The following is a 25,551-nucleotide window of genomic DNA, read 5'->3' on the forward strand; positions in this document are numbered from 1 at the left end:
ATGAACATCCAACTGAACTTGCAGCGTACCATCAGCGCCAGCATGCTGGTCTTGCTGGCAGCTTGTAGCACCCAGTCACAACAGTCGGGCGACAGCGGCAACGGGGCAGCCCCCGTTGGCAAAACACTGACGCAGGCGGCAGTCGCGCCCGAACAATTATTGAACCGCCTGACCTGGGGCAGCAACCCTTCCAGTGTGCAGGCTTTGCAGGCCGTTGGGCCTGATCGCTACCTGGACCAGCAATTGCGCATGCGCAAGGCGGTCTTGCCACCAGCGATACAGGCGCAAATTGATGCGATGACGATCTCACAACAGCCCTTGCCTGATCTGATGCGCGACCTGGAAGCCCGCCGCCTTGCCTCAGAACAGCAAAAAGGGACGGATGACACCCTGCGCAAGGAATACCAGCAAGAATTGACGCGCCTGGCCAGGGAAGCCTCTACCCGTGCACTCTTGCGTGATATTTATTCGCCCAACCAGTTGCAGGAGCAAATGAGCTGGTTCTGGATGAACCATTTCAATATCCATAATGGCAAGGCGAATGTGCGCGCCATGCTGGGTGATTTTGAAGAACAGGCAATACGCCCGAATGCGCTAGGCAATTTCCGCGACTTATTGCGTGCCACTGTGATGCACCCTGCCATGCTCAGGTACCTGGATAATGAGCACAATGCCGCCAACCGCATCAATGAAAATTATGGGCGTGAATTGATGGAATTGCACACCATGGGTGTGAACGGCGGCTATACCCAGAAAGATGTGCAGGAACTGGCAAGGGTGCTGACAGGCGTGGGCATTAACCTGAGCAAGGATGCGCCGCGCATGAAGCCTGAGCTGGAGAAAATCTACCTCAAGCAAGGCTTGTTTGAATTCAATCCGCAACGCCATGATTTTGGTGAAAAGCAAGTGCTGAGTAAAACCATCAAAGGCCGTGGCATGGCAGAACTGGATGAAGTGCTGGTGCTGTTGTCGAGACAACCGGCGACAGCCAATTTTGTGAGCCAGAAGCTGGCCAGTTTCTTTGTCTCGGATACCCCACCAAAAGACCTGACCGATAAAATGGCGCAGCGCTTCCTGCAAACCGATGGTGATATCGCGGCCACTTTGCGTGTCATGTTCAATTCTCAGGAATTTATCGCTTCGCTGGGCAAGAAATTCAAAGACCCGCTGCACTATATGCTGGCCTCAGTCCGTCTGGCTTATGACGGTAATACCATTGTCAATACTGGGCCCATGCTGAACTGGTTGAACATGATGGGCCAGCAATTGAATGGCAGGCAAACTCCAGATGGTTATGCGCTCAATGAGAGTTCATGGGCAAGTTCTGGCCAGATGACGGTGCGCTTTGATATTGCCAAGTCAATTGCAGGTGGCAATCCGGGCTTGTTCCGTATAGATACTCCGGCAGCCCAGCCGGCGCCAGCTATGCAAGGCATGCAAGCTGCACCACCCGCTCAGCCAGCACAAGTAGTACAGGCTGTTGCCCCAGCCCCGCAAGAAAAACCGCCGCAACCGGCACTGGCTGCATCGCCGTATGTGAAGAGCTGGAGTACAAAATTCAGTCCCGCAACCCAGACAGCATTGAATCAAACGCGTACGCCACAGGAATGGAATGCCATGTTCCTGGCCTCGCCTGAAATGATGCGTCGCTAAGTTAATTTCAGCGATTTAATTTCAAATTAATCGTCACGGAAAGGTCATCATCATGAACCGTAGAGACTTATTAAAAGCGCTGGCTCTGCTGCCATCGTCCGCCATGCTGGGTTTGAGTAGCCAGGTCATGGCTGCACCCGCCACCCAGAATCGTTTGTTGCTGGTATTTTTGCGCGGCGGCTATGACGCCAGCAATTTGCTGGTGCCTACTTCCAGCAATTTTTACTATGAAGCCAGACCGAATATTGCTATCGCCAGACCTGGTTCCATACCGGATGCGGCACTGGCACTGAATGCCGACTGGGGCTTGCACCCGGCCTTGCGTGACACGATTTATCCCATGTTCCAGCAAGGTGAGGCTGCGTTCATCCCCTTTGCCGGTACTGACGATTTGACGCGCAGCCATTTTGAAACCCAGGACAGTATAGAAATGGGCCAGCCTTTGAATGGCAGCCGCGATTTCCATTCCGGCTTTTTGAACCGCCTGGCCAAAGTATTGGGCAATAATGGCAAAGTCAGTGCCATGTCTTTCACCGATCAGTTGCCACTGGCCATGCAAGGCCAGGCGCGTATCGCCAACACCGCCTTGCGCAATGTCAGCAAGGCGAATGTTGACCAGCGCCAGCGCGACATGATATTGCAGATGTATGCCGATACCAGCCTGTCGCAAACAGTCAAAGATGGTTTTGCCATGCGCGATGAAGTGGCCCGTGAAATGGCGGAAGAAATGAATAGCGCCAACCGCAATGCCATCTCTACCAAGGGTTTTGAGCTGGAAGCGCAACGCATCGCCAAACTCATGCGCGACAAATATGCGCTGGGCTTTATTGATGTCGGCGGCTGGGATACGCATGTTAACCAGGGTGCGGCAACAGGCACGCTGGCCGTCAAGTTTGAAGAACTGGGCCGCGGGCTGGCAGCTTATCGTACCGAAATGGGTGATACCTGGCGCAATACCACGGTGGTGGTCATCAGTGAATTTGGCCGTACCTTCCGCGAAAACGGCAAGCATGGCACCGACCATGGCCATGGCACGGTGTATTGGGTTTTGGGCGGCGGTATCAAGGGTGGGCAAATCGCCGGTGAACAAGTCTCTCTTGAAGCAGGCAAGTTATTCCAGAACCGTGACTACCCTGTACTGAATGAATATCGCGCAGTCCTTGGCGGTTTGTTCAGCCGTCTGTATGGTTTGAATGCTGGCCAGATTGAACAGGTATTTGCCGGTGTCAAAGCACGTGATCTGGCTTTGGTGTAAACGACTCCAGCCCGTTCAGACCTTCTTTGTGTAAAGGCAGGTCTATATAAAAATGTGTGCCAGTATGCAAGACATCCTGGCCCTCACCCCCTTCTTGCGCAGATTCATGTCCCGCATCCTGGGACATGTAATAACCTATGTCACCATGCATTTGCTGGACGATGGCCTGGGATATCGCCAGACCCAGGCCAGTACCGCCCTTGGCGCGGGTATCTGAAGAATCGGCTTGAGAAAATTTCTGGAACAGACGCTCGCGGAAATTCTCTGGTATGCCCGAACCCTGGTCTATCACCTCTATGCGGATGAGATTGTCGCCTCTGGCAATGCTCAATACCTGCACCACCGCGCCCTCGGGTGAATACTTGCAGGCATTTGACAAGAGATTGGCCATGACTTGCTGGAAACGCCCGGTATCTACCATGACCAAGGCTTGTTCAACTTGATTGCCGAGTACGATTTCGGTATTCATGCTGTGGGCAAAACCCTGGTTATTATTGATGGCCGTTTGCAGCAGGTTTTGCAGAGGCAGGCATTCAAACACAAAATCCATCTTGCCAGCTTCTATTTTCTGGATATCCAGCAGATCATTGATAAGCCTGGTCAGGCTCTCGCTATTTTTGTGCGCCATACCCATAAGGGCCGAGATTTTTTCCGGCACTGCGCCCATGGCACCACCGGTGATCAGGCCCAGTGCACCTCTGATGGCTGTCAGCGGTGTACGCAGTTCATGGCTGACGGTGGAAATGAATTCGCTCTTCATGCGTTCCATCTTGCGGCGCTCGGAAATATCCCTGACGATGACGATCAGTTTGCGCCTGCCTGCATGGTAATACTCGGTGATCGCCAGCTCAGCCGGGAACAGGCTGCCGTCCTTGCGCATGCGCTCGGTCTCGGTGCGCAGGCAACCCGTTTCCAGGAATTCCCGGCGGCTCATGGCCAGGCCCAGCAAATCAGGCTGGCCGGGTGGCGAGAAAAATTTACCGTTCTTGCCGACTACTTCACTCGCTGGATGACCATAGATCGCCACTGCAGCGGGGTTCAGGGCTTCAATCTTGCCGGTGTCATCGATCATGATGATACCGTCCGCCGCATTCTGGAAAATCGCCTGCAAGCGATCAGATGAATCTTTCAGGGCGATTTGCTGCTCGGTCAGGTTTTTCAGCAAATGGGCCTGGTTGCGGTTGATGACTTCAGCCTGTTGTTTCAACTCAGTCGTCACCGCCAGATCCTGCTCCCGTCTTTCCAGCAAATTCACCAGTACGCTGAAGGCCGCCACGATGGCCAGTATGCCGCTCATGGCGATAACAACGATGCCAGTACTGATTTTGCGCCAGTCAGCCAGGTACAGGTCTTCATCAATAGAAAAGTTGATGATCAATGGATATTTTTCCAGCGACTGTATCGCCGCCATACGGGTGACAGGTTTGCCACCTTCTGACATGCGCGGGTTATTCATGATAACAACGCCAGATTTCTTGTTTCTCTCATGCACCAGCTCATAAGTGCTGCCTGTCAGGTTGCGCATGCCCATGACTTCACCCCGCTCTGGCCAGCGTGCCAGGTAGGTAAAGTCATTGCGCAGCAAGCCTATGGAGGCATGACCATCGGCACTGAGTTTTTCATAAAACTGTGAATAAAAGGACGGCGACATGCCGAGTATGACGACACCTATGAATTCGCCATCACTACCCGTCAGCCTGTGGCTGAGGAAGAACATCCATTTACCTGTGGTCTTGCTGCGTACTGAAGAACTCAGGAAAATACCTTGCACGGGATTATCGCGTTGCGCAATGAAGTAATCGCGGTCAGCCAGACTATAGGTAGGTGCCGGGAAATTGCGTGAAGTATTAATGACATTGCCATCCACATCCAGCACGGAAATGACTTCAACAGCAGGCGACAGCGCCGCTTTTTCACGCAGGAACTGGTGAAAATCATGGGTGGATAATTTGCCTGACAAATATTCTGCACTGACACTCCAGCGGTCCTGGATACGCTCGGCAATGCTGTCGAGTGCGGTGTAGGCAAAATCCATTTGCTGGCTGACGGTTTCTGCCAGCACGACACTGAAGGTTTCAGTCTGCTTTTCCCATTTGCCGATTTCCTGTATGCGCAGCATCCAGATAGCAATGGCAGCACCGACAATAATAGCCAGCACCAGACTGGCCGCCAGCGCAATGGCTAAACGGCTGGTAGGCAATCCTGCTGGCTTCATTTCATGTCGTCCGGTCACGCTCAAAGCTGATCCTTGTGCTCAAAGTCTGGCAAGTTGATAGACCTGCATGTTGCCCGATTTAATTTGACTGTTTCAATTGTCCAATAGTAAAGCATTGCTGCATTGTATAGATATTCTATTCCAGTCCTGAATGGAGACAGCTAAGTTCCTGTATCGACAAGAAAGCTAAAGAATATAGAAACCACGGGACTTTAGCAGCAAGTGGCAAATTGCAGACGATTTACCACGCTTTCTGTGAAGAAACTATTTATTTCTATCAAAAACGGCAAGGAAATGTTACGGTTTTAAGAAGATACGCCAGATACAAGCCTGCTCTGGCTTATAAGAACCTGTTTACGATCTGTAGCGAGCGAGCGTCAGCGGGGTTGGGGTAACAAAAGCGCAGCGCAAAAAGCGGAATGTACTCTGGTACATGAGCATTTTGAGCAGCACATGATCCCCGATCACGCTCGCGCAGTAAGATCGCAAACAGGTTCTAAGGGTATTACATAAAAACTTAGAAAGGGAGCAAGCAAAATGAGAAAAAGCATTTTGGTCAAAGGTCTGGTCATCAGTTTTTTGCTCGGCAGTGCACCGGTCTGGGCCGAGGTCACCTCTTGTGAAACCATCAAAGACAAGGTAGCGGCAAAGCTGGAGGGCAAGGGAGTGAACAACTACAGCCTGCAAGTCGTCTCCAAAGATACTGAAACCAAACACCGTGTTGTTGGTACCTGCGAAGGCGGCAAGAAAAAAATCATCTACAAGAAAGAAAAGGCTGGCAGCAAGGCTGAAGAATGAACTAGCCAGATAGCTTGAAGCGAAGCGGTTTGTCCAGGCAAGGCCAGATGGCAAAGCCGCTTTTCTTGTCTCTGGGATTACAATTCTTTGACCATATAAAAAGCTGGCCCTGTATAGCTGGCCAGTTTTATGGTTTGCTCTTCATTCAAGTCAGTCTGTTCAATAAAACCCAGGCCTTGCCAATAAGACCTGGTACTTTGTACTGACACCAGGCAGGCATATCGCCACCCCTGCTCGCCTGCATGCGCCAGTGCAGATGCCAGCATGGCACGCGCCAGCCCCTGTCCTGCTTGTGCAGGTGCTACAGCCATGTCATGTAAATAAAGGGCATTGGGAATGTGGGCTACCTGAAAATCCTGACCCAGGGCAGAGACTCGTCCATGCACAGAAGGGTAAGCAGCCAGATAAGCGACTACCTGATTATCGTGCTCTGCAACCCAGGTACAATCTGGTGCTGCAGCCAGGCGGCTGGCCAGCAATGCTGGGGACTCCACCATTGCGCTGACGTAGGCCAGGGTTTGAATGTGATAAACGGCAGCCAGATCGTCTGGCTGCATGGTGCGCACCAGCATTTCTACTTTGGTGCCTTGGCACTGGCCGAGGCACTGCTTTCTTCGGCTTTAGGCGGATCTGACTTTGCCATTTCTGGCTTGACGACATCTATCTTGTTTTCACGCATATAGTCATTCATTTCCTTCCATCCTGCGTACACTGGCGCTCTTGCGGCATCAGGATTGAGGGCATAACAGTCTTCTATGGCGCGACCAGCATGGCGACAGGCACTGCCAGTAGCGCGGGCATCTGACTCGCGCGCTGCCGCATCCCTGGCGGGATCAGGCAAACCCAGGCGGTCGCAAGCCGTCAGCGATGTCAGCATCAGCAAAAAAATCCCGGAGAACTTGGAAAATGACATCACAGCACCAAAAAAATTAAATGAGACCTGCATATTGAACTGCGTAGAAATGCATAGACTTGCTAATGATACCCCAGTGTATGCCCGTACAGAATGGCTTGTTGCTCAGGACAGAGGGGGAATTACCTGCCAGTTTTTTGGGCAAAGCAGCAATCTCATGTAAAAACAGGCGAATTCTTCCCAAAGGAATTATCATGTAGCGCTTGGTTTGTTGACGGCAAGAAAGCCGTAAACATGAATGCTATTTTGCAATCTTATAGAATTGAAATTCCATGAAATCTGTCATCCACCGCGCCTTGCTGCTTGGTAGCTACATTATCAGCCTGATACTGCTGAGCGCCTGCAGCCCTAAATTTGACTGGCGCGATGCCCGTGGCAACAATGCCCCATTTTCCATCCTGATGCCGGGTAAACCGCTGGGTGACAGCAAGGACATGCAACTGGAAGGCATCAATGTAAAAATGGACATGCTGGCTGGTGAAGTTGGCGGCATCAGTTTTGCCGTCGGTAGTACGAAAGTTGACGATGCCAGCAAGGCCAGCCTGATCATGGAAGCCATGAAAAAAGGCATGATCAAGAATATCCAGGGAACGCCGGAAACCACTAAAAGCGCAGGTACAGATATGCTGGAAGTGCGTGGCAAATTGCGCAATGGCCAGCCGGTCATGCTGGTGGGTCGTTTTCTGATACGTGGCCCCTGGGTGTATCAAATTATCATGCTGGGCCAGGAAAAAGACATGAAGCAGGATGTCATCGACACCTATATGACGTCTTTCAAATCCAACTGAAGCAATAATCTGAAACGACAATCAGGCAATTTGGGATTATTATATAAGTACGCGCAGCCAGCCCAGTGCCGCTAGCGCATTGCTGGTGTCTGGCCGCTTTATTTTCACATATCATAGAAAAATAGGGGAAATGCCCATGCTGATTACGTTCAAATCCAAAGCTGCTACAGAAATCACCATGTACAAAGAGCATGCACGCCGGATTCTGGATCTGCTACAAAAAGATGTAGAGCGCGGCATCATTACGCCACCGGAACTACCGCAAGCGATACAGAAAATTGAAGCTGCAGTTGCCGAAAGCAAGGCACATTCGATTTCTGAAGAAGTCAGCCGTGATGTCAATGCCCATCACAATGAAAACGGTGATGATAATGATCACGAAACACCAGAGCCAGTGAGTTTTGCCACCAGGGCTTTCCCGGTACTTGAAATGCTGCACGCCGCCAACAAGATGCAGCGCGAAGTGATGTGGGGCGTATAAAGCCATGACTTCCCACGTAGAAAATACCAGGGAATTTGAACTACAGACCGCCGATGGCAAGGCGATTTTTGTGCGTGACTGGCCACTTGCGGATGACGCCAGCAGTCAGAGCAGCCCGGCCCGGCAAGGGGTAGTCATCATGCACGGTCTGGGTGAACACTGCGGGCGTTATGCCCATGTCGCCAGGTTCTTCAATGCCCTGGGTTTTGTCGTGCGGACTTATGATCACCGTGGCCACGGCCAGTCTGCCGGTGGCAGCGGTGACGTGCCAGATTCGATGTGTCTGCTGCGTGATGCGCAGATGGTCATCAGCGACTTTAGCCAGCAACTGGCCGGCCCGCCCATATTGTTAGGACATAGCATGGGGGGCTTGTTTGCTGCCCGCTATGCACTGGAACAACTGACGCCACTACGCGCCCTGATCCTTTCTTCCCCGGCATTGGCGATACGCATGTCGAGCTTGCAGCATGGTTTGCTGAAAGTTGCTTCCAGCCTGATCCCCGGCGTCGGCTTGCCAAATGGTTTGCAAGCCCGCTATTTATCCCACGATGGCGAAGTGGTGCTGGCCTATGAAAATGATGCCCTGGTACATAATCGCCTGAGTGCGCGCCTGCTGACCAGCATGTTGCAGGCCATGGATTATTGTCATGCCCATGCGGCTGAATTAAACCTCCCCTTGCTGATGATGGTGGCAGAGGATGATCATCTGGTTGACCCTGCAGGTAGCAGGCGTTTCCTGGAAAAACTGGGTGAAATCCAGTTCAAAGAGCATATTTACACCGGTTTCTATCACGAAATATTTAATGAGCTCGATGCCACGAGGGTATTCGATGACTTGCGCACCTGGCTGGAACTCCAGCAATTCACTCCTTTGGAACAGATACAAAAAGCAGCCTGAAAGCAGTTTTATCTGACGGCGAACCGATAAAGACCTGCCAGTCGGGTACAGTTTCGCCTTGGAGAAAACAGCAGAACGCAGATAAGGACGACAAGGCTGTTACACTAGCGCCCTCTCGCCTTATCGGGCTGACCATGTTAAATTGCTACCAAGGCAATTTATTGCAATAAGCAAAACTATCCAGACATATGCAAGATCAACCAAGAAAAACCCTGGGCCGACCAGCCAAACCTGCCCGCGCTGCCAATAATACTGTCAGTACAGGTAGCACCAGTCATGGCATCAGCAAGCCACAGGTAGAGTTTGAGACCATAGAAATCAAAGCAGATTCTCTGGCTTTCAGTCTGGTTGGGGCAGCGCAGGCAGTTGCCTATGTGCTGGAAGGTACAGCCTTGCCACAAGCGCTGACCAGGGTATTCACACAAACCAATGCTTTGCCACAGGCACGCGGGGCGATACAGGATATTGCCTACCGCACCATGCGTCAGGTGGGCACGGTCGATGCCTTGCTGAAGATCATGACCAACAAGACGCCAGAACCAGCCTTGTTATATAGCATGCTGTGCTGCGCCCTGACCTTGCTGGTTGGTAATGACGGTGATGATGAAAAAGCCTATGAAGAATTCGTGGTGGTGGACCAGGCAGTGACTGCCGCCACTTCCAGCCAGCACATGGTATTTGCCAAGGGCATGGTGAATGCCGTGCTGCGCCGCTATCTGCGTGAAAAAGATGAATTACTGAAGCTGGTCATGAAGCAGCCTGCGGCCGCATGGAATTACCCGCAATGGTGGGTAGACCAGTGCAAGGCAGCTTATCCGCAAGACTGGCAAGCCATTTTAAGCTGTGGCAACCATGCCCCACCTCTGACTTTGCGGGTCAATCAACGTGCCAGTACAGTAGCCGCTTATCTGGAATTACTGGCCAGCCAACAAATTGGTGCCCGCCAGATAGGCCCGTTTGCCGTACGTCTGGACCGTCCCATGCCTGTGTTGAACATCCCCGGCTTTGAAGCTGGTGTTGTATCAGTGCAAGATGCCGCCGCCCAATTGGCTGCCCCGTTGCTGGACGTGCAGGCAGGCATGCGCGTGCTGGATGCCTGCGCGGCCCCTGGCGGCAAGACTGGTCACTTGCTGGAACTGGCTGATATAGAACTGACTGCGGTTGACACTGACCCTGCCCGTATCCAGCGCATTCATGAAAACCTCGCGCGTCTGAAGTTATTTGCGACAATCAAGGAAGGCGATGCCTGCCGCAACAACTGGTGGGATAGCCAACCCTATGACCGCATCCTGGCTGATGTGCCCTGTACAGCCTCTGGCGTGGTCAGGCGTCATCCCGACAGCCGCTGGTTGCGCCGCAAGACCGATGCAGCCCAGCTGGCTGCCCTGTCGGCCCGCATCCTTGATAATCTGTGGCGCATGCTGAAACCGGGTGGCAAGATGCTGATGGTCACCTGCTCGATCTGGCCGCTGGAATCCGAAGCCCAGGCAGCCGCCTTTGTCACCCGCAACGGGGCAGAACGCCTGGACGCTCCAGGCCAATTACTGCCCAGCATGGGCAATACGTCCGAAAGCAACAACGAACATGACGGTTTGTTCTATGCATTGTTTCAAAAACCACTGCAAAATTGACGAATGCCAACAAGTTCAAGCTATCATTAGCAGACTTTTGTTTCCGTATTGATTGCATGTTCAGACGTTTCGCTTCCCTGCTGCGCCAGTTTTCGCTGACTTTGATGTTGGTGCTGCTGGCAATGGCAGCGGCACCTGCAGTCCAGGCTGCCGATGTGGAAGTCAAAACGGCCAGGATAGAAGCCAGTGACGAGGGTTACCGCCTGGCTGCCACTTTTTCACTGGAACTCAGTGACAGCTTGCGCAAGGCTATCCGCGATGGCATCCCGGTCTCTTTCACCACGGAAGTTGAACTGACCCGTTCACGCTGGTACTGGGTGGACGAAAAGGTGGTGCGCAGCGAATACCTGGTCAGGATTGCCTATAATGAGTGGACGCAGCAATATACCGTCACCATTAATAATGGCTTGCAACAAAACTTCGCCTCTCTCGACACTGCGCTGAACCTGGTGACACGCCCGAACCGCTGGCTGATTGCCGACAAATCACTGCTCTCCAGTGGTGCCAGCTATAACGTTGCCTTGCAATTGCGCATGGGTTTAAGCAAGATCCCCATGCATTTGCAGATACCCAGCTTCAACGACAGTCACTGGAGTCAGAAAACCGAGTGGAAGCGTTTTTCCTTCAAGGCTGAAGACAAGTGACAAGATTTTTGCGGTACGCACTGATCATCGGTGGTGCTCTGATGAGCATCCTGCTATTTTTCCTGACCACAGTACAGGAAAATTCTGCGCGTTTTGAGCGTTACTATGAATGGCTGCTGGACGCCAATGCCGTGGTTGCCCTGGCCTTGCTGGTATTGGTGCTGACCCTGGTATTACGCTTGTTCCGCCGTTACCGTGCGAAGGAGTTCGGTTCCAAACTGATGACCAGGCTAGTGGTCTTGTTTGCCCTCGTCGGTATTTTGCCGGGCAGCGTGATTTACCTGGTGTCGGTACAGTTTGTCTCGCGCTCCATCGAATCCTGGTTTGACGTCAAGGTTGAGTCCGCACTTGATTCTGGCAAAAACATGGGGCTGACTGCGCTTGACTTCTTGCTGGCGGATTTGCAATCCAAGGCCAATGACATGGCTTCGGAATTGTCTGATCCGTCTGAAAGCTCGATGTCCATTCATCTGTCGCGCCTGCGTGAACGCATGCAGATACAGGAAGCCACCATCGTCAATAGCAAGGGCCGCCTGATTGCTTCTGCCAATGATAATGTCGGTAGCCTGCTGCCAGAATTGCCGACACCAGACATGCTCAGGCAAGTCAAGCTGTCACGCTATTACGCTGCCAGGGATGAAAAACTGATACAGCCTGCAGGTGACGATGACCCTGCCACTGCAAGTTCCGCCAACAGCACAAGTACCACCGCTACGGCAAGTGCAGCCAATACTGCCAGCTCAGTCACAGAAACCCGTGGTGCCACGCGCCCGGCACTGGCACCTGAACCTGCCCGTATCCTGCGCTCACGCGTAGTAGTACCGCTACGTATGACGACAGGCTGGATTTCCCTGCAAAATGAAGCACTCTACCTGCAATTGATACAACCAGTGCCTGCCAATCTGGCCATGCATGCCGAAGCCCTAAGCAATGCCTCGCGTGAATACCAGGTGCGCTCGATAGGCCGGGTGAACCTGAAAAAGATGTACATCATCACGCTGACGCTGACGTTGTTGCTGGCAATTGTTGCCGCTATCACCAGCGCCTTCCTGATTTCTGGTGAACTGGCCAGACCCTTATTGTTACTGGCAGAAGGCACCAAGGCTGTGACCGAGGGTAATTTCTCACCCCGCCCTATCGTCACCAGCACCGATGAGCTGGGCAGTCTGACCAAGTCTTTCAACACCATGACCCGGCAATTGTTTGACGCCCGTGCCACAGTGGAAAAAAACCGCAATGAACTTGAAAACGCCAAGGCCTATCTGGAATCTGTGCTGGCGAATATGTCAGCTGGTGTGATGGTACTGGACCAGAATGGCAATCTGGTGACCTGTAATGAATCAGTAGAACGCATCTTGCAGCGCAGGCTGGAAAGCGAAATCAACAAACCGCTGGCTGACATTGATGGCATGCAGGCCTTTGCCTTTGCAATTTCCAAGGCCTTCTCAGAGCAGCATGCACAGTCAGCCGCCGGTGGCGAAAACGAGCGCGAACAACACTGGCAGCAGCAGATTGAAGTGCCACGTCCCAACAAGGGCAAGAAAGCTGCAGCACCTGCTGCACCCGGTGAAGTGGTGGTCGCTGAAGATGAACAAAGCATTACCCTGCTGGCCCGTGGTTCTCATTTGCCAGTGGCATCGGGCAGTGGCTATGTGGTGGTATTCGATGACATCAGTAACATCATTTCTGCCCAGCGTTCTATCGCCTGGGGTGAAGTGGCGCGCCGCCTTGCGCATGAAATCAAGAACCCGCTGACACCTATACAATTGTCAGCAGAGCGCCTGCAAATGAAATTGCAAGACAAGCTCAGCGAAACCGATGTCCTGATACTCAACAAGAGTACCACCACCATCGTCAACCAGGTGACCTCGATGAAGCGCATGGTAGATGATTTCCGTGACTATGCCCGCACGCCACCGGCAGTTCTCATGCCTTTGAATCTGGCTGGCCTGATTGATGAAGTGCTGCATTTATATATTGCTGGTGATGGCCGTGATGCCATCAGGCTGACCATGGCGGCGGATTTACCCAAGGTCATGGGGGACGCCACCCAGATGCGCCAGGTAATTCACAATCTTTTACAAAACGCCCAGGATGCAGTTGCCGACAATACCAACGCAGCTTTTGTACCGCATATTGATGTAATCACCGATGTAGTGCGCTACACTGGAACTGACCAGATCGCCCACTCTGCGGTACGCCTGTCAATTATCGACAACGGCCCGGGATTTTCCAGCAAAATCCTGGCACGTGCCTTTGAACCCTATGCCACGTCCAAACCACGTGGCACCGGTCTGGGGCTGGCGATGGTGAAGAAAATCATCGAGGAACATGGCGGTAGAATCGATATTCAAAATCGTAGCGATACAAACGGTGCAAAAGTAGCGATTTTGCTGTTAAAGTTAGCACCGGATTCAAATACGGCGTAAGTTCGCCGTACTTGCGGTAATGGTTACGCAGTAGTAGTTGTTCCGATATTCCCAAAAGAGGCATACGGATAAAGAGCTGAAGGGGCACTTTGAAATTGTCATTCAACACAAGCATATCGTTTTCACCAGCCAGTCTGGAGCAGACTATAGGCCAGCTTGAACATCGAACGGTAAGAAGCACCCAAAAAAACATAGAGGCGGTAATAGGGTAGATTTATGGCAAATATATTGGTCGTAGATGATGAAATGGGTATCCGTGAATTGTTGTCTGAAATTCTCGGTGATGAAGGTCATGTCGTTCAGCTTGCTGAAAATGCTCAGCAGGCACGTCTTGCCAGGCAAGAAGCCAGGCCGGATCTGGTCTTGCTCGACATCTGGATGCCGGACACGGACGGTGTTACCCTGTTAAAAGAATGGCAGCGTGACGGCTTGCTGACCATGCCCGTGATCATGATGTCAGGTCATGCCACGATAGATACAGCGGTCGAAGCGACCCGGATAGGTGCCTTGAATTTCCTGGAAAAACCCATCGCCCTGCAAAAATTGCTGAAAGCGGTACAGCAAGGCCTGACCCGCAGCACCGAGCCGACAAAACCGGCAGCCCCGGCCTTGCGCGTGATCAGCAATGACAACCCGGCAAGCGCAAATATGTCTGGCAGCTTTGGCAGTGCTGCTCCGGCGTATGAAGCCAGGCATTTTTCTGCTGCCCAGCCTGTCGCTGCTGCACCAAATAATCAATTTGCCAGCCTGTCATTTGACTTGCCGCTGCGTGAAGCCAGGGATGCATTCGAACGCATCTACTTCGAATACCACCTGAACCGCGAAGGCGGCAGCATGACCAGGGTGGCAGAGAAAACCGGCCTGGAACGTACCCATCTGTACCGCAAACTCAAGCAATTGGGCGTTGAGTCCATGAAATACGCCAAGCGTGGCGAATAAGTCTTAAGTTATCAGTAGCAGTGTGAACATCGCAAAAGCGCAATTACACCTGATACATGGCGCGAGTTACACCCAAAGGGAGGCAGCAATCGCAGCCTCCCTTGCCTGTTTACTTGACAACAGCGCGGCCACAGACAAGAACATCGTCATCCTCGAAGGCTTGCCAGATGGGCAAGATATTCTGCACCCCAGTGACCTATTGCACATCAGCCGCATTGCCCCCGGCTGCTTCTGTTGCATAGGCAACCTCAGCCTGCGCGTCACCCTGAACCGCGCCCTCAGGCAAAAACCAGCTAATATATACCTAGGCATCGCCAGCGATGCCCATTTAGATAAACTCCTGCTAACACTCCAGGACCCCACCTACTCCAACTTGCTTGAGATCAATAACAACACTAGCTTGTGAACCAATGTTAAGTCGCTAAAGTCCAGACGTTGCCATGCCGTAATACTTAGTAGCAGCATAGTAACGAGGTCGCAAGTGTCGTTGAGGAAGCGTAGCGAGCGGCGCTAGTTTGAACCGAGAAGCACAGCCGTACAATAGTACGGCGAGCATCACAGGCTCAAAATCGCGTCGCGCAGTAGCTTCATCAGCGGCAATTGCTTGAAATTCGCTGTCATTGCATCAATGTAAGCACCATGAACGGTAACCCGAGGAATTTCCTCCAGCCAGAAAGGATGCATAAAATGAACATCATTTACAACAGCGATCAATATAGCGTCATCGAATATGGCGCAGATACTGACCACGAAGCCCTGCGCTTTGGCGGCTATGAAATTACCGACAAGGCAGTACGCCGTGAATGGTTTATTGGCGGCCCGCTGGCCATCAATTTTCGTAAAGACGTGACTGAACTCATCGCCAGTGAACCCAGCATAGAAGAAATCGATGATTTCCTTGGCCAGTTTGATGGTTATATGGGTCAAAGCGTTTTACTGCACTAATCAAGCTAGCGCCGCATCTCAGCTCAGGCATTGCAAGCAACATGACAACAAGTATGGATAATGGCTCTGGCCCTTGTCTGTACTTGGTTTTTGCTTTGGAAAATTGCAGATAAACATTGCCGCACGCACGCCAGACACGAATCCCAGGCACCTCAGGCGCGATAAGACGCTGCCGCAATATGCCGCTCTCTATACAGAACATCATCTGGTTTTGATATCCTGAAAAGGGTGCAGTGATATCTTCAGCGTATCATTGCCATACTTTTATTCAAAATTACCCCCTTCAGGTTCAAGATCATGAGTACTCAACTACACGACTTTATCCGTGGCCTGCCCAAGGCAGAATTGCATTTGCATATAGAAGGTTCACTGGAACCTGAATTGATGTTTGCACTCGCCCAAAAAAACGGCGTGCAATTACCCTACGCCAGCGTGGAAGAAGTACGCGCAGCTTATGATTTTGCAGACTTGCAGTCTTTCCTGGATCTGTATTATGCCGGTGCTGCCGTGCTGCAAACCGAACAGGATTTTTTTGACCTGACGCATGCTTATATAGAGCGCGCCCTGGCTGACAATGTGCGCCATGTGGAATTGTTCTTTGATCCGCAAACCCATACTGCACGTGGCATAGACATCAACACTGTATTCGCCGGCATCGCCCGCGCCTTGCGCGAAGCGCGTGCCAGGCACGGGTTTTCTGGCGCAATGATCTTATGCTTCCTGCGTCACCTCAGTGAAGAAGATGCCATTGCCACGCTGGAAGCAGCCTTGCCCTTGCGTGATGCCTATGCCGACCTGTGGACAGGCGTGGGTCTGGATTCTGCCGAAGTCGGCAATCCGCCTGAAAAATTTGCCCATGTCTTCACGATAGCGCAAGCCATGGGTTTTCGTCTTGTCGCGCATGCTGGTGAAGAAGGCCCGCCTGCCTATATCCATAGCGCCCTCGATGTCTTGCAAGTCGAACGCATAGACCATGGCGTGCGCGCAGAAGAAGACCCAGCTTTGATGGCCAGGTTGCAGCAAAGCCGCATGCCGCTGACGGTATGCCCGCTGTCGAATTTAAAGCTGTGCGTGGTCAAGGATATGCGCGAACACAATCTGGCGCGCATGCTGCGTGCCGGTTTGTGCGTGACCATCAACTCAGATGACCCCGCTTATTTTGGCGGTTATATGAATGCGAATTACATCGCCACTGCCGATGCGCTGGAGTTGGGCAAGGAAGAATTAGTGCAACTGGCCCGCAATGCTTTTGAAGCATCTTTTGTGACAGATGAACAAAAGCAGGTCTGGCTCGATGAGCTGGACGTATACGCACAACAGAACTAAAGCACTAAGTAGCATCAAGCTGAAAACATTCCTGTCACGGTAGCAACCGGAGCAGGAATGCTGGACACATCTCGCTTTAATCCACACTCATCAATGCCTGGGCATCCGCCCCCGCCGCAATGCGCATGGGGCTGGATGCATCTGTCGCGGCATACCACACTGCCTCTGCCACATCGCTCGCATGGGTCAGCAGCAACGGCGATTCTGCCCATCCGGCAAACACGCCCTGCGCCAGCTCAGCATAAGCGGGTGGGATACTTGCCTGCATGCGTGGCCTGGCGTTGTCACCAAAGCGCGTCTCTGGCGCTCGCCCCGGCAATACCAGCTTCACACTCACATTGAATTGCTGCAGTTCCAGCGCCAGCGATTCGGTAAAGGCATTCACTGCCGCCTTGCTGGCGGTATACACAGCCAGCAGAGGCAAGGCTTTCAAGGTCACGCTGGACGTGACATTGATGATGATGCCCTGCTTGCGCTGCCTGAACTGCGGCAGCATCGCCTGTGTCATGGCGATAGTTCCCAAAGTATTGGTTTCAAAGACTTCTCTTGCCGTTGCCATATCTGTCCCTTCCAGCGCGCCCAGCATGCCTATACCAGCATTATTGACCAGCACATCGACCTCTCCTGCCGCCTCAACCGCTGCTCGTATGCTGTCTGCATTGCTGACATCCAGGGCCAGCAGGCGCAAGTGTGCTGAGCGTGGCAGCAGGTCTTCGCGTGGTGTACGCATGGTGGCGATGACTTTCCAGCCGCGCTCAAGAAAGTATTGTGCCGTTACCAGGCCGAAACCGGATGAGCATCCGGTGATGAGTACAGTTTTCATGATGATACCCGAAAGTGTTTTTTGGAAATCAGACTATAATCAGTCATAGATGGACTATCCATAATCAATAGTCCATCTTTCATTAGCATTAGTCCGGGAATTTCATGAGCACAGATCCTCTTGCGGAAGTAGTCAGCCTGCTCCAGCCGCAGGCCAGGTATTCAAAAGTCGTCAAGGCTGCGGGTTCCTGGCGGGTGCGCCGCAATGAATCGGGGCAAACCTTCTACTGCCTTATTCTCGAAGGCAGCAGCCGTCTGACAGCTACCGGGCAGGCCCCTGTCCTGCTGCAACAGGGTGACTTCGTGCTCATCCCCGCCACCCAGGGCTTTAGCATGTCCAGCATGGAAGCACTGGCCGAGGAAGATGCCGATACCGAACCAGTCGCCTTGCTGCATGGTGAATTCAGGCTGGGCAGGCAAAGCGGGCCGCCTGAAGTGATACTGCTGGTGGGACATTGCAGCTTTGCTTCGCCAGACGCTGCCTTGCTGGTGTCGCTGCTGCCGCAATTGCTGCATGTCCGTGGTGAACAGAGGTTGAGCACGCTGGTGCAACTGGTCAGTGAAGAATCACGTGCGCAGCGGCCTGCGCGGGAAGTCATACTCGCGCATCTGCTGGAAGTCTTGTTCATCGAAGCGCTGCGCTCAACAACAGGGAGTAATGCATCGCCCAGTCTGTTACGCGGACTGGCAGACGAAAGACTGGCGATCGCACTGCGCTCCATGCATGAAAATATCCAGCAGCCCTGGACAGTGGCGCAACTGGCCAGACAGGCGGCCCTGTCACGTTCGACTTTTTTCGAGCGCTTCAGCCGCACTGTGGGTATCGCCCCTATGGAATACCTGCAAACCTGGCGCATGGCAAAGGCCAAAAAAATGCTGGCACAGCAAGAAGCCAGCATCACGGAAATTGCAGAACATGTGGGTTATGGCTCCGCCAGCGCATTCAGTGTCGCCTTCACCCGCCACGTCGGTATGCCGCCCACACATTTCGCCAGGGAGTCGATGAAAACATTAGGTTGAAGCAGCGCCTAAGGTAACGCGCAGGTGACACTCAGATCACATTCTTTTCCAGCAAAGGCTGATTCAGTAGGACGCGCTGCGCAGATAGGGGAGACAGATCCAGGCTGCTGTAAGCACCATCCACCAGTAGCTCTGCAATACCGCGCCCAGTAGCGGGTGCATGTTGCATGCCATGGCCACTAAAGCCATTCGCCAGCATCAAATTAGTTAATTGCGGGTGAGCACCGATGACGGCATTCTGGTCAAACACATGGTATTCATAATAGCCTGCCCAGGCTCTTTGCATGCGCAGGGCTTCAAAAGCAGGAACGCGGTTCGCCATGATTTGCCAGACCGTATCGAACTGCTCGTAGTCTGCTTCCAGCGGCGCGTCATCGGGATCCTCTTCTGGTGGCAAGCCACATATCCACTGCTGGCCTTCTGGCCGCAACCATAAACCGGATGGATCAATGATGAGCGGGCAGGTCGGAGTCTGCGCCGGGCTGGATACCACAAACACTGTGCGCTTGCGGCCAACCACAGGCAAATCAAAACCTGTACCCGCCAATAAGGGCCGCGCCCAGGCACCGGCTGCATTGACGGCGACATCACACTGGATGACCGTGCCATCCTGCAAGCGTACGCCCGTTACTTTGCCCTTGTCGTGTTCAAAGCCTTGCGCATCAGCCTGCAGGTAACTGGCACCCAGGCTGCGTGCCTTGCGGCGAAATGCCATCAGCAAGGCATAGCCATCAAACCAGCCTTCACCGCTGAGACCCAGTGAACCCAGTGCCAGGTCATCGACGTTCAGCCAGGGGAATTTTTGCTTCAGTCCATGTTGATCAAGCAGGGCGACATCAACATTTTCATGCTTTTGTATCTCATGATTTTCACGCAAAGTGGCCGCGCCACCATCGCTGGCAAGATACAGGTAACCATGTTCGCTGAGACCGAGTTCCGGCAACTCACCATCAACTGCCAGATGCTGATGCAAGTCACGCAGGAAGGCGATACCAAATTGTGACATCTGTATATTCAGCGGCGTGCTGAATTGCTGGCGTATCGAACTTGCAGACAGGGCAGACGAGGCATGGGTATAGCTGGGGTCACGTTCCAGTACGGTGATCCTGCCCTGGAAGCGTGGATGCACTGCCAGAAAATAAGCCACTGCGCTACCGATGACGCCACCACCAACGATCACTATATGTCTGTTATCCATTGCCACCCTTATGCACTCTAAAATCTTAAACCAAACCTGCGCCGGTAATCCTTGGGCGTTACTTGCGCCCATTGCTTGAAGATTTTACTGAAGCTCGATACATCTTCATAACCGCAACGCGCCGTAATATCTTCGAGAGACAAACGGGTGGTTTCCAGCAGGGCCTTGGCGCGCTCTACCCTTAATTGTTGCACATAGTGGATGGGACTGAGTTTCATGGATTCCTGGAAGCGCCTGAGCAGGGTGCGCTGGCTGACGTTGCAATAGCTAGCCAGGTCGGCCATGGCCCAATGTTGATCCAGGCGCTTGTTCAGCCAGCGCCGCGCACGTTCAATGACTGCATGGCCCTGGTCCTGCATGATGGCCTTGGCGACATAAGGAGCCTGGCTATTTCTATTCGCGTCGACCACCAGTATCTTGGCCGTCATCTGGCGCAGCTCTTCCCCCGCAAAATGGCCCACCAGCCATAGCGACAAATCAATATACGAAGTTACGCCACCAGACGACACCAGTTGGCCATCCTGCACAATCAACTCTTCCGCTTCCAGTAAAACCTGCGGGAATTTCTTGCGGAAGTAAGCACTGAGCCACCAGCTGGTCGTAGCGCGGCGGCCATCGAGCTTGCCTGTCCGTGCCAGCAGGCTGGTGCTGGAACAGCTGGAAATCAGCAGGCTGTCATCCCGCAGATAAGTTTCCATCAGCGCTTGCTCTGGTGCCAGTGCATCCAGCAGGCCATCAAGCTGGCTGCTGTCTCTATGATCTATGCCCGGCACCATGAGGGCATCCAGCTTCTGCTTATGAATTTGTGCGTATATATCGCGCGCCTGGAAATGCAGGCCATCTACTTCTTGCAGTATGTCGCCACGGGCGCTGACCCAGAATGCTTCGAAATGCACAGGCTTGGCACCAGCCGGGCGTATGCCTGCCAGGGTATTGGCAATGGTAAATACATCCAGCGGCATCACCGCCCCGCTGCGCAGGCAGCCAGGATAGACCAGCACGCCTATGCGGACAATCCCATCCTTTGTTGTCTTCATCGTCATTTGGTTACCCGGTCCAATTTGCCCCGCCTGTCCAATAAACACCTTTTTCTGTCGATTCAGCCAATGGTACTGTTTTTCTACAAGACGCACAATGGGGTCTCTTACAAGCAATCACACAAGGAGTACGACATGCCCTACGTTCAAATCAATACGATTAAAGGAATGCTGAACACTGACCAAAAACAGCGCCTGCTGGAAAAAATTGCTGATGTCCTGGTGGAAATTGAAGGCGGCGGTAACCCGGAATTCAAGAAATCTGTCTGGATCAATATTCAGGAAAGCGAGGCAGAAGGTTGGTCCATGAGCGGCTTGCGCCCTTCGACCCAGCAAATCGCGCAATTTGTGGCGGTCAGAGATACCCGCAGCAGTCCACAAAATACGGAGGTCGCACCATGATGAATTACCCTGCCCTGCCCAGCTTTGTACTGGCCCTGCTAGCGCTCTTCCTGAAAGCCAGCTTATTAAGCGGCGTGCAGATCATCAGCCGCGTACGCAGCCGTCGCTATCTCTTGCCTGAAGATGCGGGCATGGTTGGCCTGCGCCCGGTGGAGTCTGAGGCGGAACTGGTACAACGCTGTGCCCGCGTCTGGCGCAATGATGTAGAAAACCTGCCACTCTTCCTGGCACTCGCGCTGAGCTACGCCTTGCTCGGTGGCGACCCATCCAGCGCCAACTGGCTGTTTGGCAGCTATGTGCTGATACGCTATTTGCATACCATCGTCTACCTGCGTGGCTTGCAACCCTGGCGGGCAATGTTGTACTTGTCTGGCATGCTGGTGTGCTGGATGATCGCTATCGGGATACTTCAGCAAATGCACCTGTAAAGCAGTATGCTGCTGTCTTTCATTAGTGGTTTTTTTGGGGAGGGAGCACATGGCTTTCATCGGTCCGGATGTCACACTCGACAAGCCCGCGTATATCCACGACACGGCGCAGCTGTATGGCAAGATCAGCGTGGGGCAACATGCCTCGATCTGGATGAATGTGGTGGCAAGGGCGGAGCATAAGGAAATCATCATCGGCGCTTACACCAATATCCAGGATTTTGTCATGCTGCATATAGGTGACCAGACCCCGACCATCATAGGCAGCCATTGCTCCATCACCCATCACTGCACCATCCATGGTTGCACCATAGGGAATAACTGCCTGATAGGCATCAATTCCACCATCATGGATGGCTGCGTGATCGGCAATAATTGTATTATTGCCGGGCATACTTTCCTCAAGGAAGGCACTATCATCCCTGACAATTCCATCGTCATGGGTACGCCAGGTAAAGTCATACGCACGCAAAACAATTATGTGCGCAACCGCCTGAATGCCTATATGTATTACAAAAATGGCCTGGCCTATGCACGCGGTGAGTACAGGGAATGGGCAAGGGAAGAATTTCCGGCAGAAATCATGGCAGAAATTGCCATATTGAATGCCCAGCTTGCTGCAGGGGAATGACAATTTAAGTTAAAAACGGGCAACAAATTCAGTATAGCTGGCGCTTGGGATTGACATGCCCACGGCAAATATACACACTGAAACTTCTGGCGCATCATGAACCTCAAGATGCGCTATTTCAGTTTGAATCGAAAGGGCAGCCGTGGCGAATACCCTGAGCAAATTCTTTAACCGTCTGTTCGGTGCAGAACAGGCAGCGCCTGTGATCAGCCCGGCCAAACCTGCGCCTGAGCCAGTAGCTGCGCCCAAAGCGCCTGAACCAATAGCGACGATCAAACCCGAGCCCGTGGTCATTGTGCCCCAGGCTGAACCAGCCCCCGTGCCAGAAGTATCCACAGCCAACACAGTCAGTGCAGAAAAACTCGTCGCCTGGAAACCTGCCCTGCCTGTCGACAGCCTGTTCTTTGACTGGGTCATGGGCTACCCCGGTGAGGGTGGCAGTATTGAAACAGAACAAATTGTCATGCAGGCACTGTACAAATTGCTGGCGTCTGACCTGAATGATGCCGTCATCGTGCCGCGCGTACCCAGTGTCATCCCGCAATTGCTGAACAGCCTGCGCAACAAAACCATTTCTGCCGGTGAATTGTCGCGCCAGATCGTCAAGGACGTGGTGCTGGTAGGCGAAGTCATCAATACCGTCAACAGCGCCCTGTACAACCCGGCGGACCGCATCAACAGCCTGGAAAAAGCTGTCATGGTCCTGGGTGAAGAAGGCTTGCGGCTGGTGATCGCCAAGGTCGCTTTCCGCCCCATCATCAACCTCAATGCCGGGCAATTTACGCGTCGTGCCGCGCCCCATATCTGGGGTCAGTCAGAAAAATGTGCGGTCGCCTGCCATACGCTGGCCCGTGATATTGATCCCTTCCATGCATTTTTGACTGGCTTGATGAAAAATGTCGGTCTCATCATCGCTTTCCGTTTGCTGGATCAGACTTGTGAGCATGGCAAGTTCAAATATTCACCCGCCTTCCAGCCTATCTTCTCGTCCGTCGCAGCGACCCTGTCGTACCGCATTGCCCAGCGCTGGGAATTCCCTGAGCATGTGATCCTGGCGCTACAACAACAGGCAGGTGGTCGCAAAGCCATAGAATGGAGTCCGCTAGGTCATTTGCTGCATACCGCCGACCTGATCGCTAAAATGCGTTTGCTGGTCAACCATGGACAATTGAATAGCACGGACAAAAAACTCAGGGTAGGTCTGAACCCGGCTGAAATCAGTTGCTTTGATCACTTGAATGAAATCCAGTTATATGACACGACCGGGGTGCAACAGCATCCTGAAGCACAAACTTAGGGAACCTCTGATTAAGTTACTGCGCGACGCTATTTTGGGCCTGCGATGCTCGCCGTACTATCGTACGACTGCGCTTCCAGGGTTTCAATTCGCCAAACTAACGCCGCTCGCTACACTTAATCAGAACTTCCTTATTGAGTCTCGGTTGAGTGTGGGACAATAGTGGTTACGGCGTATATTGCCCAACCCACTAAAGAAAACTCACCATGAATATCCCCGGACTTGGGCCAGTAGAAAAAGATGAAGAAAATGGCTGGTACATCAGCGAACCCATACTCATCCCCGCCTTGCAAGAACAAGAATATGAATTCCTGCTGGAAGGCTATGACGAAGCTGACGATGCCAGCAAAGCTGATTTTCACAATGCCATCGCCAACTTCATCAAACTCGACCCGGCAGTTCTGAGCAAAGCCGAAGCCGATATCTTTGCCTATTACCAGGACGTAGCAAACTACCGCAAATCTGAAAAACTGGATGTGGTGCACATCGCCCAGCCAGCCGACGTCTGGCAACACATACAGTATGGCTATGAAGCACTGGTGTCACAGCGCCCTACCGGCGACAAGACCGTCTATGTTTCAGTTGAATGTGATTGCGACTGGGATGAGGAAAATGGCTTGCAACTGGTTTTCCGCAATGGCACAGAAATCAGCAAGCTCGGCCCTTTTGATGATTACCTCAGTAATGCCGATGCCTTTGGCGAAGCCAGCCTCGATAAAGTGGTTTATCAAAGCCGGGGCTGATGACAGCAAGTATAGAAATCAAGCCCAAAAATGGAGATCAAACCATAAGCTGGGCTGATTTTGCCGAAGCCGATGAATTATCCCAATTGATCTGGGATGGTTTGTCGGAGGCAGATGGCGCATGGCATTACATGAACTTCACATCTGACATGTCCATCTGGGAGTCAAGGCATGATGGCAGTGCCATCACCATGTACTACCAGGGCGAACGCCTGACAGAATTGCTGGTTACTCCCGGCCTGGCATACGACTATCTCCTGCCTCTTGTCTTGCGCTTCAAGTTGATTGCCAATATTACTTAGCGCTCTATCATTTTTTTACTAGAACTCATTTCATAAATAGGGATGAGTGCGAACAAGATGATTTGGGATGCAGTGCAAGGCGTGACGCGAAGCTAAGGCTGGTGCCTTAGCGAGGGGCACAACGCAGCAATGCGCCCAAATCGTCAGTTCCCGGAGGGTTTGCCTCATAACGCGCGCTGGACTGCGTTGGACTCGTTATCAATAGCACCGCTATTGACAGCCTCGTCCGCCTTGCCAGCCCCCGTTATGAGGCAAACGCATCTCACCCCTATTTATGAAATGAGTTCTACGTATTTTTCTCTGCAATTGTATGATCCCGTAGATCAGGGCCTCTGCTGTCGGCGGGCAACCGGGGATATACACATCAACGGGCACGATGCGGTCACAGCCACGCACCACTGAATACGAGTAGTGATAATAGCCCCCACCATTCGCGCATGAGCCCATGGAAATGACGTAGCGCGGCTCTGCCATCTGGTCATAAATGCGGCGCAAGGCAGGAGCCATCTTGTTGGTGAGCGTACCGGCGACGATCATCAGGTCAGCCTGCCTGGGGCTGGCGCGCGGTATCATGCCAAATCTCTCCATGTCATAGCGCGATGCAGCTGCCTGTATCATTTCCACGGCACAGCAAGCCAGGCCAAAGGTCAGATACCAGAGGCTATTTGTCTGTATCAGCCTGCTCACATCATCCAGACGCATCAGCAAAACATTGTCCTCTTTAAGGACTTCCAGCTCTTCCATCTTGACTCCCTG

At 52.7% G+C, this 25,551-nt stretch carries 27 protein-coding genes; 20 read left to right on the plus strand and 7 right to left on the minus strand.

Annotated features, from left to right (window positions below):
• On the plus strand, window positions 1-1,653 hold the full coding sequence (locus tag ACO0LD_RS09220; RefSeq protein WP_423005973.1) for a DUF1800 domain-containing protein: 1,653 nt from the start codon (window positions 1-3) through the stop codon (window positions 1,651-1,653).
• A 52-nt stretch (window positions 1,654-1,705) separates the two neighbouring features.
• The gene (locus ACO0LD_RS09225) at window positions 1,706-2,908 is read left to right on the plus strand and encodes a DUF1501 domain-containing protein (protein ID WP_423005975.1); all 1,203 of its coding nucleotides are present in this window, start codon (window positions 1,706-1,708) and stop codon (window positions 2,906-2,908) included.
• Here ACO0LD_RS09225 and ACO0LD_RS09230 read toward each other — a convergent pair.
• Window positions 2,880-5,123, minus strand: a complete 2,244-nt coding sequence (locus ACO0LD_RS09230; RefSeq protein WP_423005977.1) for an ATP-binding protein — start codon at window positions 5,121-5,123, stop codon at window positions 2,880-2,882. The genes ACO0LD_RS09225 and ACO0LD_RS09230 overlap by 29 nt on opposite strands.
• A 537-nt stretch (window positions 5,124-5,660) precedes the next feature.
• Between ACO0LD_RS09230 and ACO0LD_RS09235 the strand changes: the two genes are divergently transcribed.
• A complete protein-coding gene (locus ACO0LD_RS09235) occupies window positions 5,661-5,921 on the plus strand; it encodes a DUF1161 domain-containing protein (RefSeq protein ID WP_423005979.1) in 261 nt (86 codons plus the stop codon).
• A gap of 77 nt (window positions 5,922-5,998) precedes the next feature.
• On the opposite strand, the gene ACO0LD_RS09240 is transcribed toward ACO0LD_RS09235, so the two are convergent.
• Window positions 5,999-6,478, minus strand: a complete 480-nt coding sequence (locus ACO0LD_RS09240) for a GNAT family N-acetyltransferase (RefSeq protein ID WP_423005981.1) — start codon at window positions 6,476-6,478, stop codon at window positions 5,999-6,001.
• A 17-nt stretch (window positions 6,479-6,495) separates the two neighbouring features.
• The gene (locus tag ACO0LD_RS09245) at window positions 6,496-6,834 is read right to left on the minus strand and encodes a hypothetical protein (protein WP_423005983.1); all 339 of its coding nucleotides are present in this window, start codon (window positions 6,832-6,834) and stop codon (window positions 6,496-6,498) included.
• A gap of 272 nt (window positions 6,835-7,106) precedes the next feature.
• On the opposite strand from ACO0LD_RS09245, the gene ACO0LD_RS09250 reads away from it, so the two are divergent.
• The 10 genes from ACO0LD_RS09250 (at window position 7,107) to ACO0LD_RS09295 (ending at window position 16,915) form a co-directional block, all read left to right on the plus strand.
• Entirely contained in the window at window positions 7,107-7,622 is a 516-nt protein-coding gene (locus tag ACO0LD_RS09250) for a hypothetical protein (protein ID WP_423005985.1), read from the plus strand.
• 136 nt (window positions 7,623-7,758) lie between these two features.
• Window positions 7,759-8,103, plus strand: coding sequence for a DUF1840 domain-containing protein (locus ACO0LD_RS09255; RefSeq protein WP_423005987.1), 345 nt, complete (start codon window positions 7,759-7,761; stop codon window positions 8,101-8,103).
• A gap of 4 nt (window positions 8,104-8,107) precedes the next feature.
• Complete coding sequence (locus ACO0LD_RS09260; RefSeq protein ID WP_423005989.1) at window positions 8,108-9,001, plus strand: lysophospholipase; 894 nt, start codon at window positions 8,108-8,110, stop codon at window positions 8,999-9,001.
• Between the two features lie 188 nt (window positions 9,002-9,189).
• The gene (gene rsmB, locus ACO0LD_RS09265; protein ID WP_423005991.1) at window positions 9,190-10,632 is read left to right on the plus strand and encodes a 16S rRNA (cytosine(967)-C(5))-methyltransferase RsmB; all 1,443 of its coding nucleotides are present in this window, start codon (window positions 9,190-9,192) and stop codon (window positions 10,630-10,632) included.
• A 56-nt stretch (window positions 10,633-10,688) separates the two neighbouring features.
• Window positions 10,689-11,276 (plus strand): DUF4390 domain-containing protein, encoded by a 588-nt coding sequence (locus tag ACO0LD_RS09270; RefSeq protein WP_423005993.1) that lies wholly within the window; start codon window positions 10,689-10,691, stop codon window positions 11,274-11,276.
• A gap of 41 nt (window positions 11,277-11,317) precedes the next feature.
• Complete coding sequence (locus tag ACO0LD_RS09275; RefSeq protein ID WP_423005995.1) at window positions 11,318-13,705, plus strand: ATP-binding protein; 2,388 nt, start codon at window positions 11,318-11,320, stop codon at window positions 13,703-13,705.
• A gap of 216 nt (window positions 13,706-13,921) precedes the next feature.
• Window positions 13,922-14,644, plus strand: a complete 723-nt coding sequence (locus ACO0LD_RS09280; RefSeq protein ID WP_423005997.1) for a response regulator — start codon at window positions 13,922-13,924, stop codon at window positions 14,642-14,644.
• A gap of 22 nt (window positions 14,645-14,666) precedes the next feature.
• Window positions 14,667-15,050, plus strand: coding sequence for a GTPase (locus tag ACO0LD_RS09285; protein ID WP_423005999.1), 384 nt, complete (start codon window positions 14,667-14,669; stop codon window positions 15,048-15,050).
• Window positions 15,051-15,331: 281 nt separating this feature from the next.
• Entirely contained in the window at window positions 15,332-15,589 is a 258-nt protein-coding gene (locus ACO0LD_RS09290; RefSeq protein ID WP_423006001.1) for a BTH_I0359 family protein, read from the plus strand.
• A gap of 297 nt (window positions 15,590-15,886) precedes the next feature.
• Window positions 15,887-16,915 (plus strand): adenosine deaminase, encoded by a 1,029-nt coding sequence (locus tag ACO0LD_RS09295; RefSeq protein ID WP_423006003.1) that lies wholly within the window; start codon window positions 15,887-15,889, stop codon window positions 16,913-16,915.
• A gap of 76 nt (window positions 16,916-16,991) precedes the next feature.
• Here ACO0LD_RS09295 and ACO0LD_RS09300 read toward each other — a convergent pair whose 3' ends face one another.
• Window positions 16,992-17,738 (minus strand): SDR family oxidoreductase, encoded by a 747-nt coding sequence (locus ACO0LD_RS09300; protein ID WP_423006005.1) that lies wholly within the window; start codon window positions 17,736-17,738, stop codon window positions 16,992-16,994.
• A 104-nt stretch (window positions 17,739-17,842) separates the two neighbouring features.
• Between ACO0LD_RS09300 and ACO0LD_RS09305 the strand changes: the two genes are divergently transcribed.
• On the plus strand, window positions 17,843-18,757 hold the full coding sequence (locus ACO0LD_RS09305) for a cupin domain-containing protein (RefSeq protein WP_423006007.1): 915 nt from the start codon (window positions 17,843-17,845) through the stop codon (window positions 18,755-18,757).
• A 31-nt stretch (window positions 18,758-18,788) separates the two neighbouring features.
• Here ACO0LD_RS09305 and ACO0LD_RS09310 read toward each other — a convergent pair whose 3' ends face one another.
• Window positions 18,789-19,955 carry an NAD(P)/FAD-dependent oxidoreductase gene (locus ACO0LD_RS09310; RefSeq protein WP_423006009.1) on the minus strand — a complete coding sequence of 389 codons (1,167 nt, stop codon included), beginning with the start codon at window positions 19,953-19,955 and terminating at the stop codon, window positions 18,789-18,791.
• A gap of 17 nt (window positions 19,956-19,972) precedes the next feature.
• Window positions 19,973-20,992: a GlxA family transcriptional regulator gene (locus ACO0LD_RS09315; protein ID WP_423006011.1), complete on the minus strand. Its 1,020-nt coding sequence runs from the start codon at window positions 20,990-20,992 to the stop codon at window positions 19,973-19,975.
• 135 nt (window positions 20,993-21,127) lie between these two features.
• Between ACO0LD_RS09315 and ACO0LD_RS09320 the strand changes: the two genes are divergently transcribed.
• From ACO0LD_RS09320 to ACO0LD_RS09345, 6 genes are all read left to right on the plus strand, one after another.
• Window positions 21,128-21,394 (plus strand): tautomerase family protein, encoded by a 267-nt coding sequence (locus tag ACO0LD_RS09320; protein WP_423006013.1) that lies wholly within the window; start codon window positions 21,128-21,130, stop codon window positions 21,392-21,394.
• A complete protein-coding gene (locus tag ACO0LD_RS09325; protein ID WP_423006015.1) occupies window positions 21,391-21,822 on the plus strand; it encodes an MAPEG family protein in 432 nt (143 codons plus the stop codon). Before ACO0LD_RS09320 ends, ACO0LD_RS09325 begins: the two co-directional genes overlap by 4 nt.
• A gap of 49 nt (window positions 21,823-21,871) precedes the next feature.
• Window positions 21,872-22,453, plus strand: coding sequence for a gamma carbonic anhydrase family protein (locus ACO0LD_RS09330; RefSeq protein WP_423006017.1), 582 nt, complete (start codon window positions 21,872-21,874; stop codon window positions 22,451-22,453).
• A 142-nt stretch (window positions 22,454-22,595) separates the two neighbouring features.
• A complete protein-coding gene (locus ACO0LD_RS09335; RefSeq protein WP_423006019.1) occupies window positions 22,596-23,750 on the plus strand; it encodes an HDOD domain-containing protein in 1,155 nt (384 codons plus the stop codon).
• A gap of 206 nt (window positions 23,751-23,956) precedes the next feature.
• Window positions 23,957-24,493, plus strand: a complete 537-nt coding sequence (locus ACO0LD_RS09340) for a DUF6985 domain-containing protein (RefSeq protein WP_423006021.1) — start codon at window positions 23,957-23,959, stop codon at window positions 24,491-24,493.
• Window positions 24,493-24,795, plus strand: coding sequence for a hypothetical protein (locus ACO0LD_RS09345; protein ID WP_423006023.1), 303 nt, complete (start codon window positions 24,493-24,495; stop codon window positions 24,793-24,795). The genes ACO0LD_RS09340 and ACO0LD_RS09345 overlap by 1 nt, the downstream gene beginning before the upstream one ends.
• Before the next feature lie 210 nt (window positions 24,796-25,005).
• On the opposite strand, the gene ACO0LD_RS09350 is transcribed toward ACO0LD_RS09345, so the two are convergent.
• Window positions 25,006-25,539: a NuoB/complex I 20 kDa subunit family protein gene (locus tag ACO0LD_RS09350; protein ID WP_423006025.1), complete on the minus strand. Its 534-nt coding sequence runs from the start codon at window positions 25,537-25,539 to the stop codon at window positions 25,006-25,008.
• Window positions 25,540-25,551: the final 12 nt, after the last annotated feature.

The sequence above is a fragment of the Undibacterium sp. Ji83W genome (genome assembly GCF_049340385.1).
Taxonomy (GTDB): Bacteria; Pseudomonadota; Gammaproteobacteria; order Burkholderiales; family Burkholderiaceae_D; genus Undibacterium.

Excerpts from the sequence above, each read along its gene's own strand:
- ACO0LD_RS09220 (WP_423005973.1), top strand. The coding sequence starts at position 1 with ATGAACATCCAACTGAACTTGCAGCGTACCATCAGCGCCAGCATGCTG.
- ACO0LD_RS09225 (WP_423005975.1), top strand. The coding sequence starts at position 1,706 with ATGAACCGTAGAGACTTATTAAAAGCGCTGGCTCTGCTGCCATCGTCC.
- ACO0LD_RS09230 (WP_423005977.1), bottom strand. The coding sequence starts at position 5,123 with ATGAAGCCAGCAGGATTGCCTACCAGCCGTTTAGCCATTGCGCTGGCG.
- ACO0LD_RS09235 (WP_423005979.1), top strand. The coding sequence starts at position 5,661 with ATGAGAAAAAGCATTTTGGTCAAAGGTCTGGTCATCAGTTTTTTGCTC.
- ACO0LD_RS09240 (WP_423005981.1), bottom strand. The coding sequence starts at position 6,478 with ATGCAGCCAGACGATCTGGCTGCCGTTTATCACATTCAAACCCTGGCC.
- ACO0LD_RS09245 (WP_423005983.1), bottom strand. The coding sequence starts at position 6,834 with ATGTCATTTTCCAAGTTCTCCGGGATTTTTTTGCTGATGCTGACATCG.
- ACO0LD_RS09250 (WP_423005985.1), top strand. The coding sequence starts at position 7,107 with ATGAAATCTGTCATCCACCGCGCCTTGCTGCTTGGTAGCTACATTATC.
- ACO0LD_RS09255 (WP_423005987.1), top strand. The coding sequence starts at position 7,759 with ATGCTGATTACGTTCAAATCCAAAGCTGCTACAGAAATCACCATGTAC.
- ACO0LD_RS09260 (WP_423005989.1), top strand. The coding sequence starts at position 8,108 with ATGACTTCCCACGTAGAAAATACCAGGGAATTTGAACTACAGACCGCC.
- rsmB (WP_423005991.1), top strand. The coding sequence starts at position 9,190 with ATGCAAGATCAACCAAGAAAAACCCTGGGCCGACCAGCCAAACCTGCC.
- ACO0LD_RS09270 (WP_423005993.1), top strand. The coding sequence starts at position 10,689 with ATGTTCAGACGTTTCGCTTCCCTGCTGCGCCAGTTTTCGCTGACTTTG.
- ACO0LD_RS09275 (WP_423005995.1), top strand. The coding sequence starts at position 11,318 with ATGAGCATCCTGCTATTTTTCCTGACCACAGTACAGGAAAATTCTGCG.
- ACO0LD_RS09280 (WP_423005997.1), top strand. The coding sequence starts at position 13,922 with ATGGCAAATATATTGGTCGTAGATGATGAAATGGGTATCCGTGAATTG.
- ACO0LD_RS09290 (WP_423006001.1), top strand. The coding sequence starts at position 15,332 with ATGAACATCATTTACAACAGCGATCAATATAGCGTCATCGAATATGGC.
- ACO0LD_RS09295 (WP_423006003.1), top strand. The coding sequence starts at position 15,887 with ATGAGTACTCAACTACACGACTTTATCCGTGGCCTGCCCAAGGCAGAA.
- ACO0LD_RS09300 (WP_423006005.1), bottom strand. The coding sequence starts at position 17,738 with ATGAAAACTGTACTCATCACCGGATGCTCATCCGGTTTCGGCCTGGTA.
- ACO0LD_RS09305 (WP_423006007.1), top strand. The coding sequence starts at position 17,843 with ATGAGCACAGATCCTCTTGCGGAAGTAGTCAGCCTGCTCCAGCCGCAG.
- ACO0LD_RS09310 (WP_423006009.1), bottom strand. The coding sequence starts at position 19,955 with ATGGATAACAGACATATAGTGATCGTTGGTGGTGGCGTCATCGGTAGC.
- ACO0LD_RS09315 (WP_423006011.1), bottom strand. The coding sequence starts at position 20,992 with ATGAAGACAACAAAGGATGGGATTGTCCGCATAGGCGTGCTGGTCTAT.
- ACO0LD_RS09320 (WP_423006013.1), top strand. The coding sequence starts at position 21,128 with ATGCCCTACGTTCAAATCAATACGATTAAAGGAATGCTGAACACTGAC.
- ACO0LD_RS09325 (WP_423006015.1), top strand. The coding sequence starts at position 21,391 with ATGATGAATTACCCTGCCCTGCCCAGCTTTGTACTGGCCCTGCTAGCG.
- ACO0LD_RS09330 (WP_423006017.1), top strand. The coding sequence starts at position 21,872 with ATGGCTTTCATCGGTCCGGATGTCACACTCGACAAGCCCGCGTATATC.
- ACO0LD_RS09340 (WP_423006021.1), top strand. The coding sequence starts at position 23,957 with ATGAATATCCCCGGACTTGGGCCAGTAGAAAAAGATGAAGAAAATGGC.
- ACO0LD_RS09345 (WP_423006023.1), top strand. The coding sequence starts at position 24,493 with ATGACAGCAAGTATAGAAATCAAGCCCAAAAATGGAGATCAAACCATA.
- ACO0LD_RS09350 (WP_423006025.1), bottom strand. The coding sequence starts at position 25,539 with ATGGAAGAGCTGGAAGTCCTTAAAGAGGACAATGTTTTGCTGATGCGT.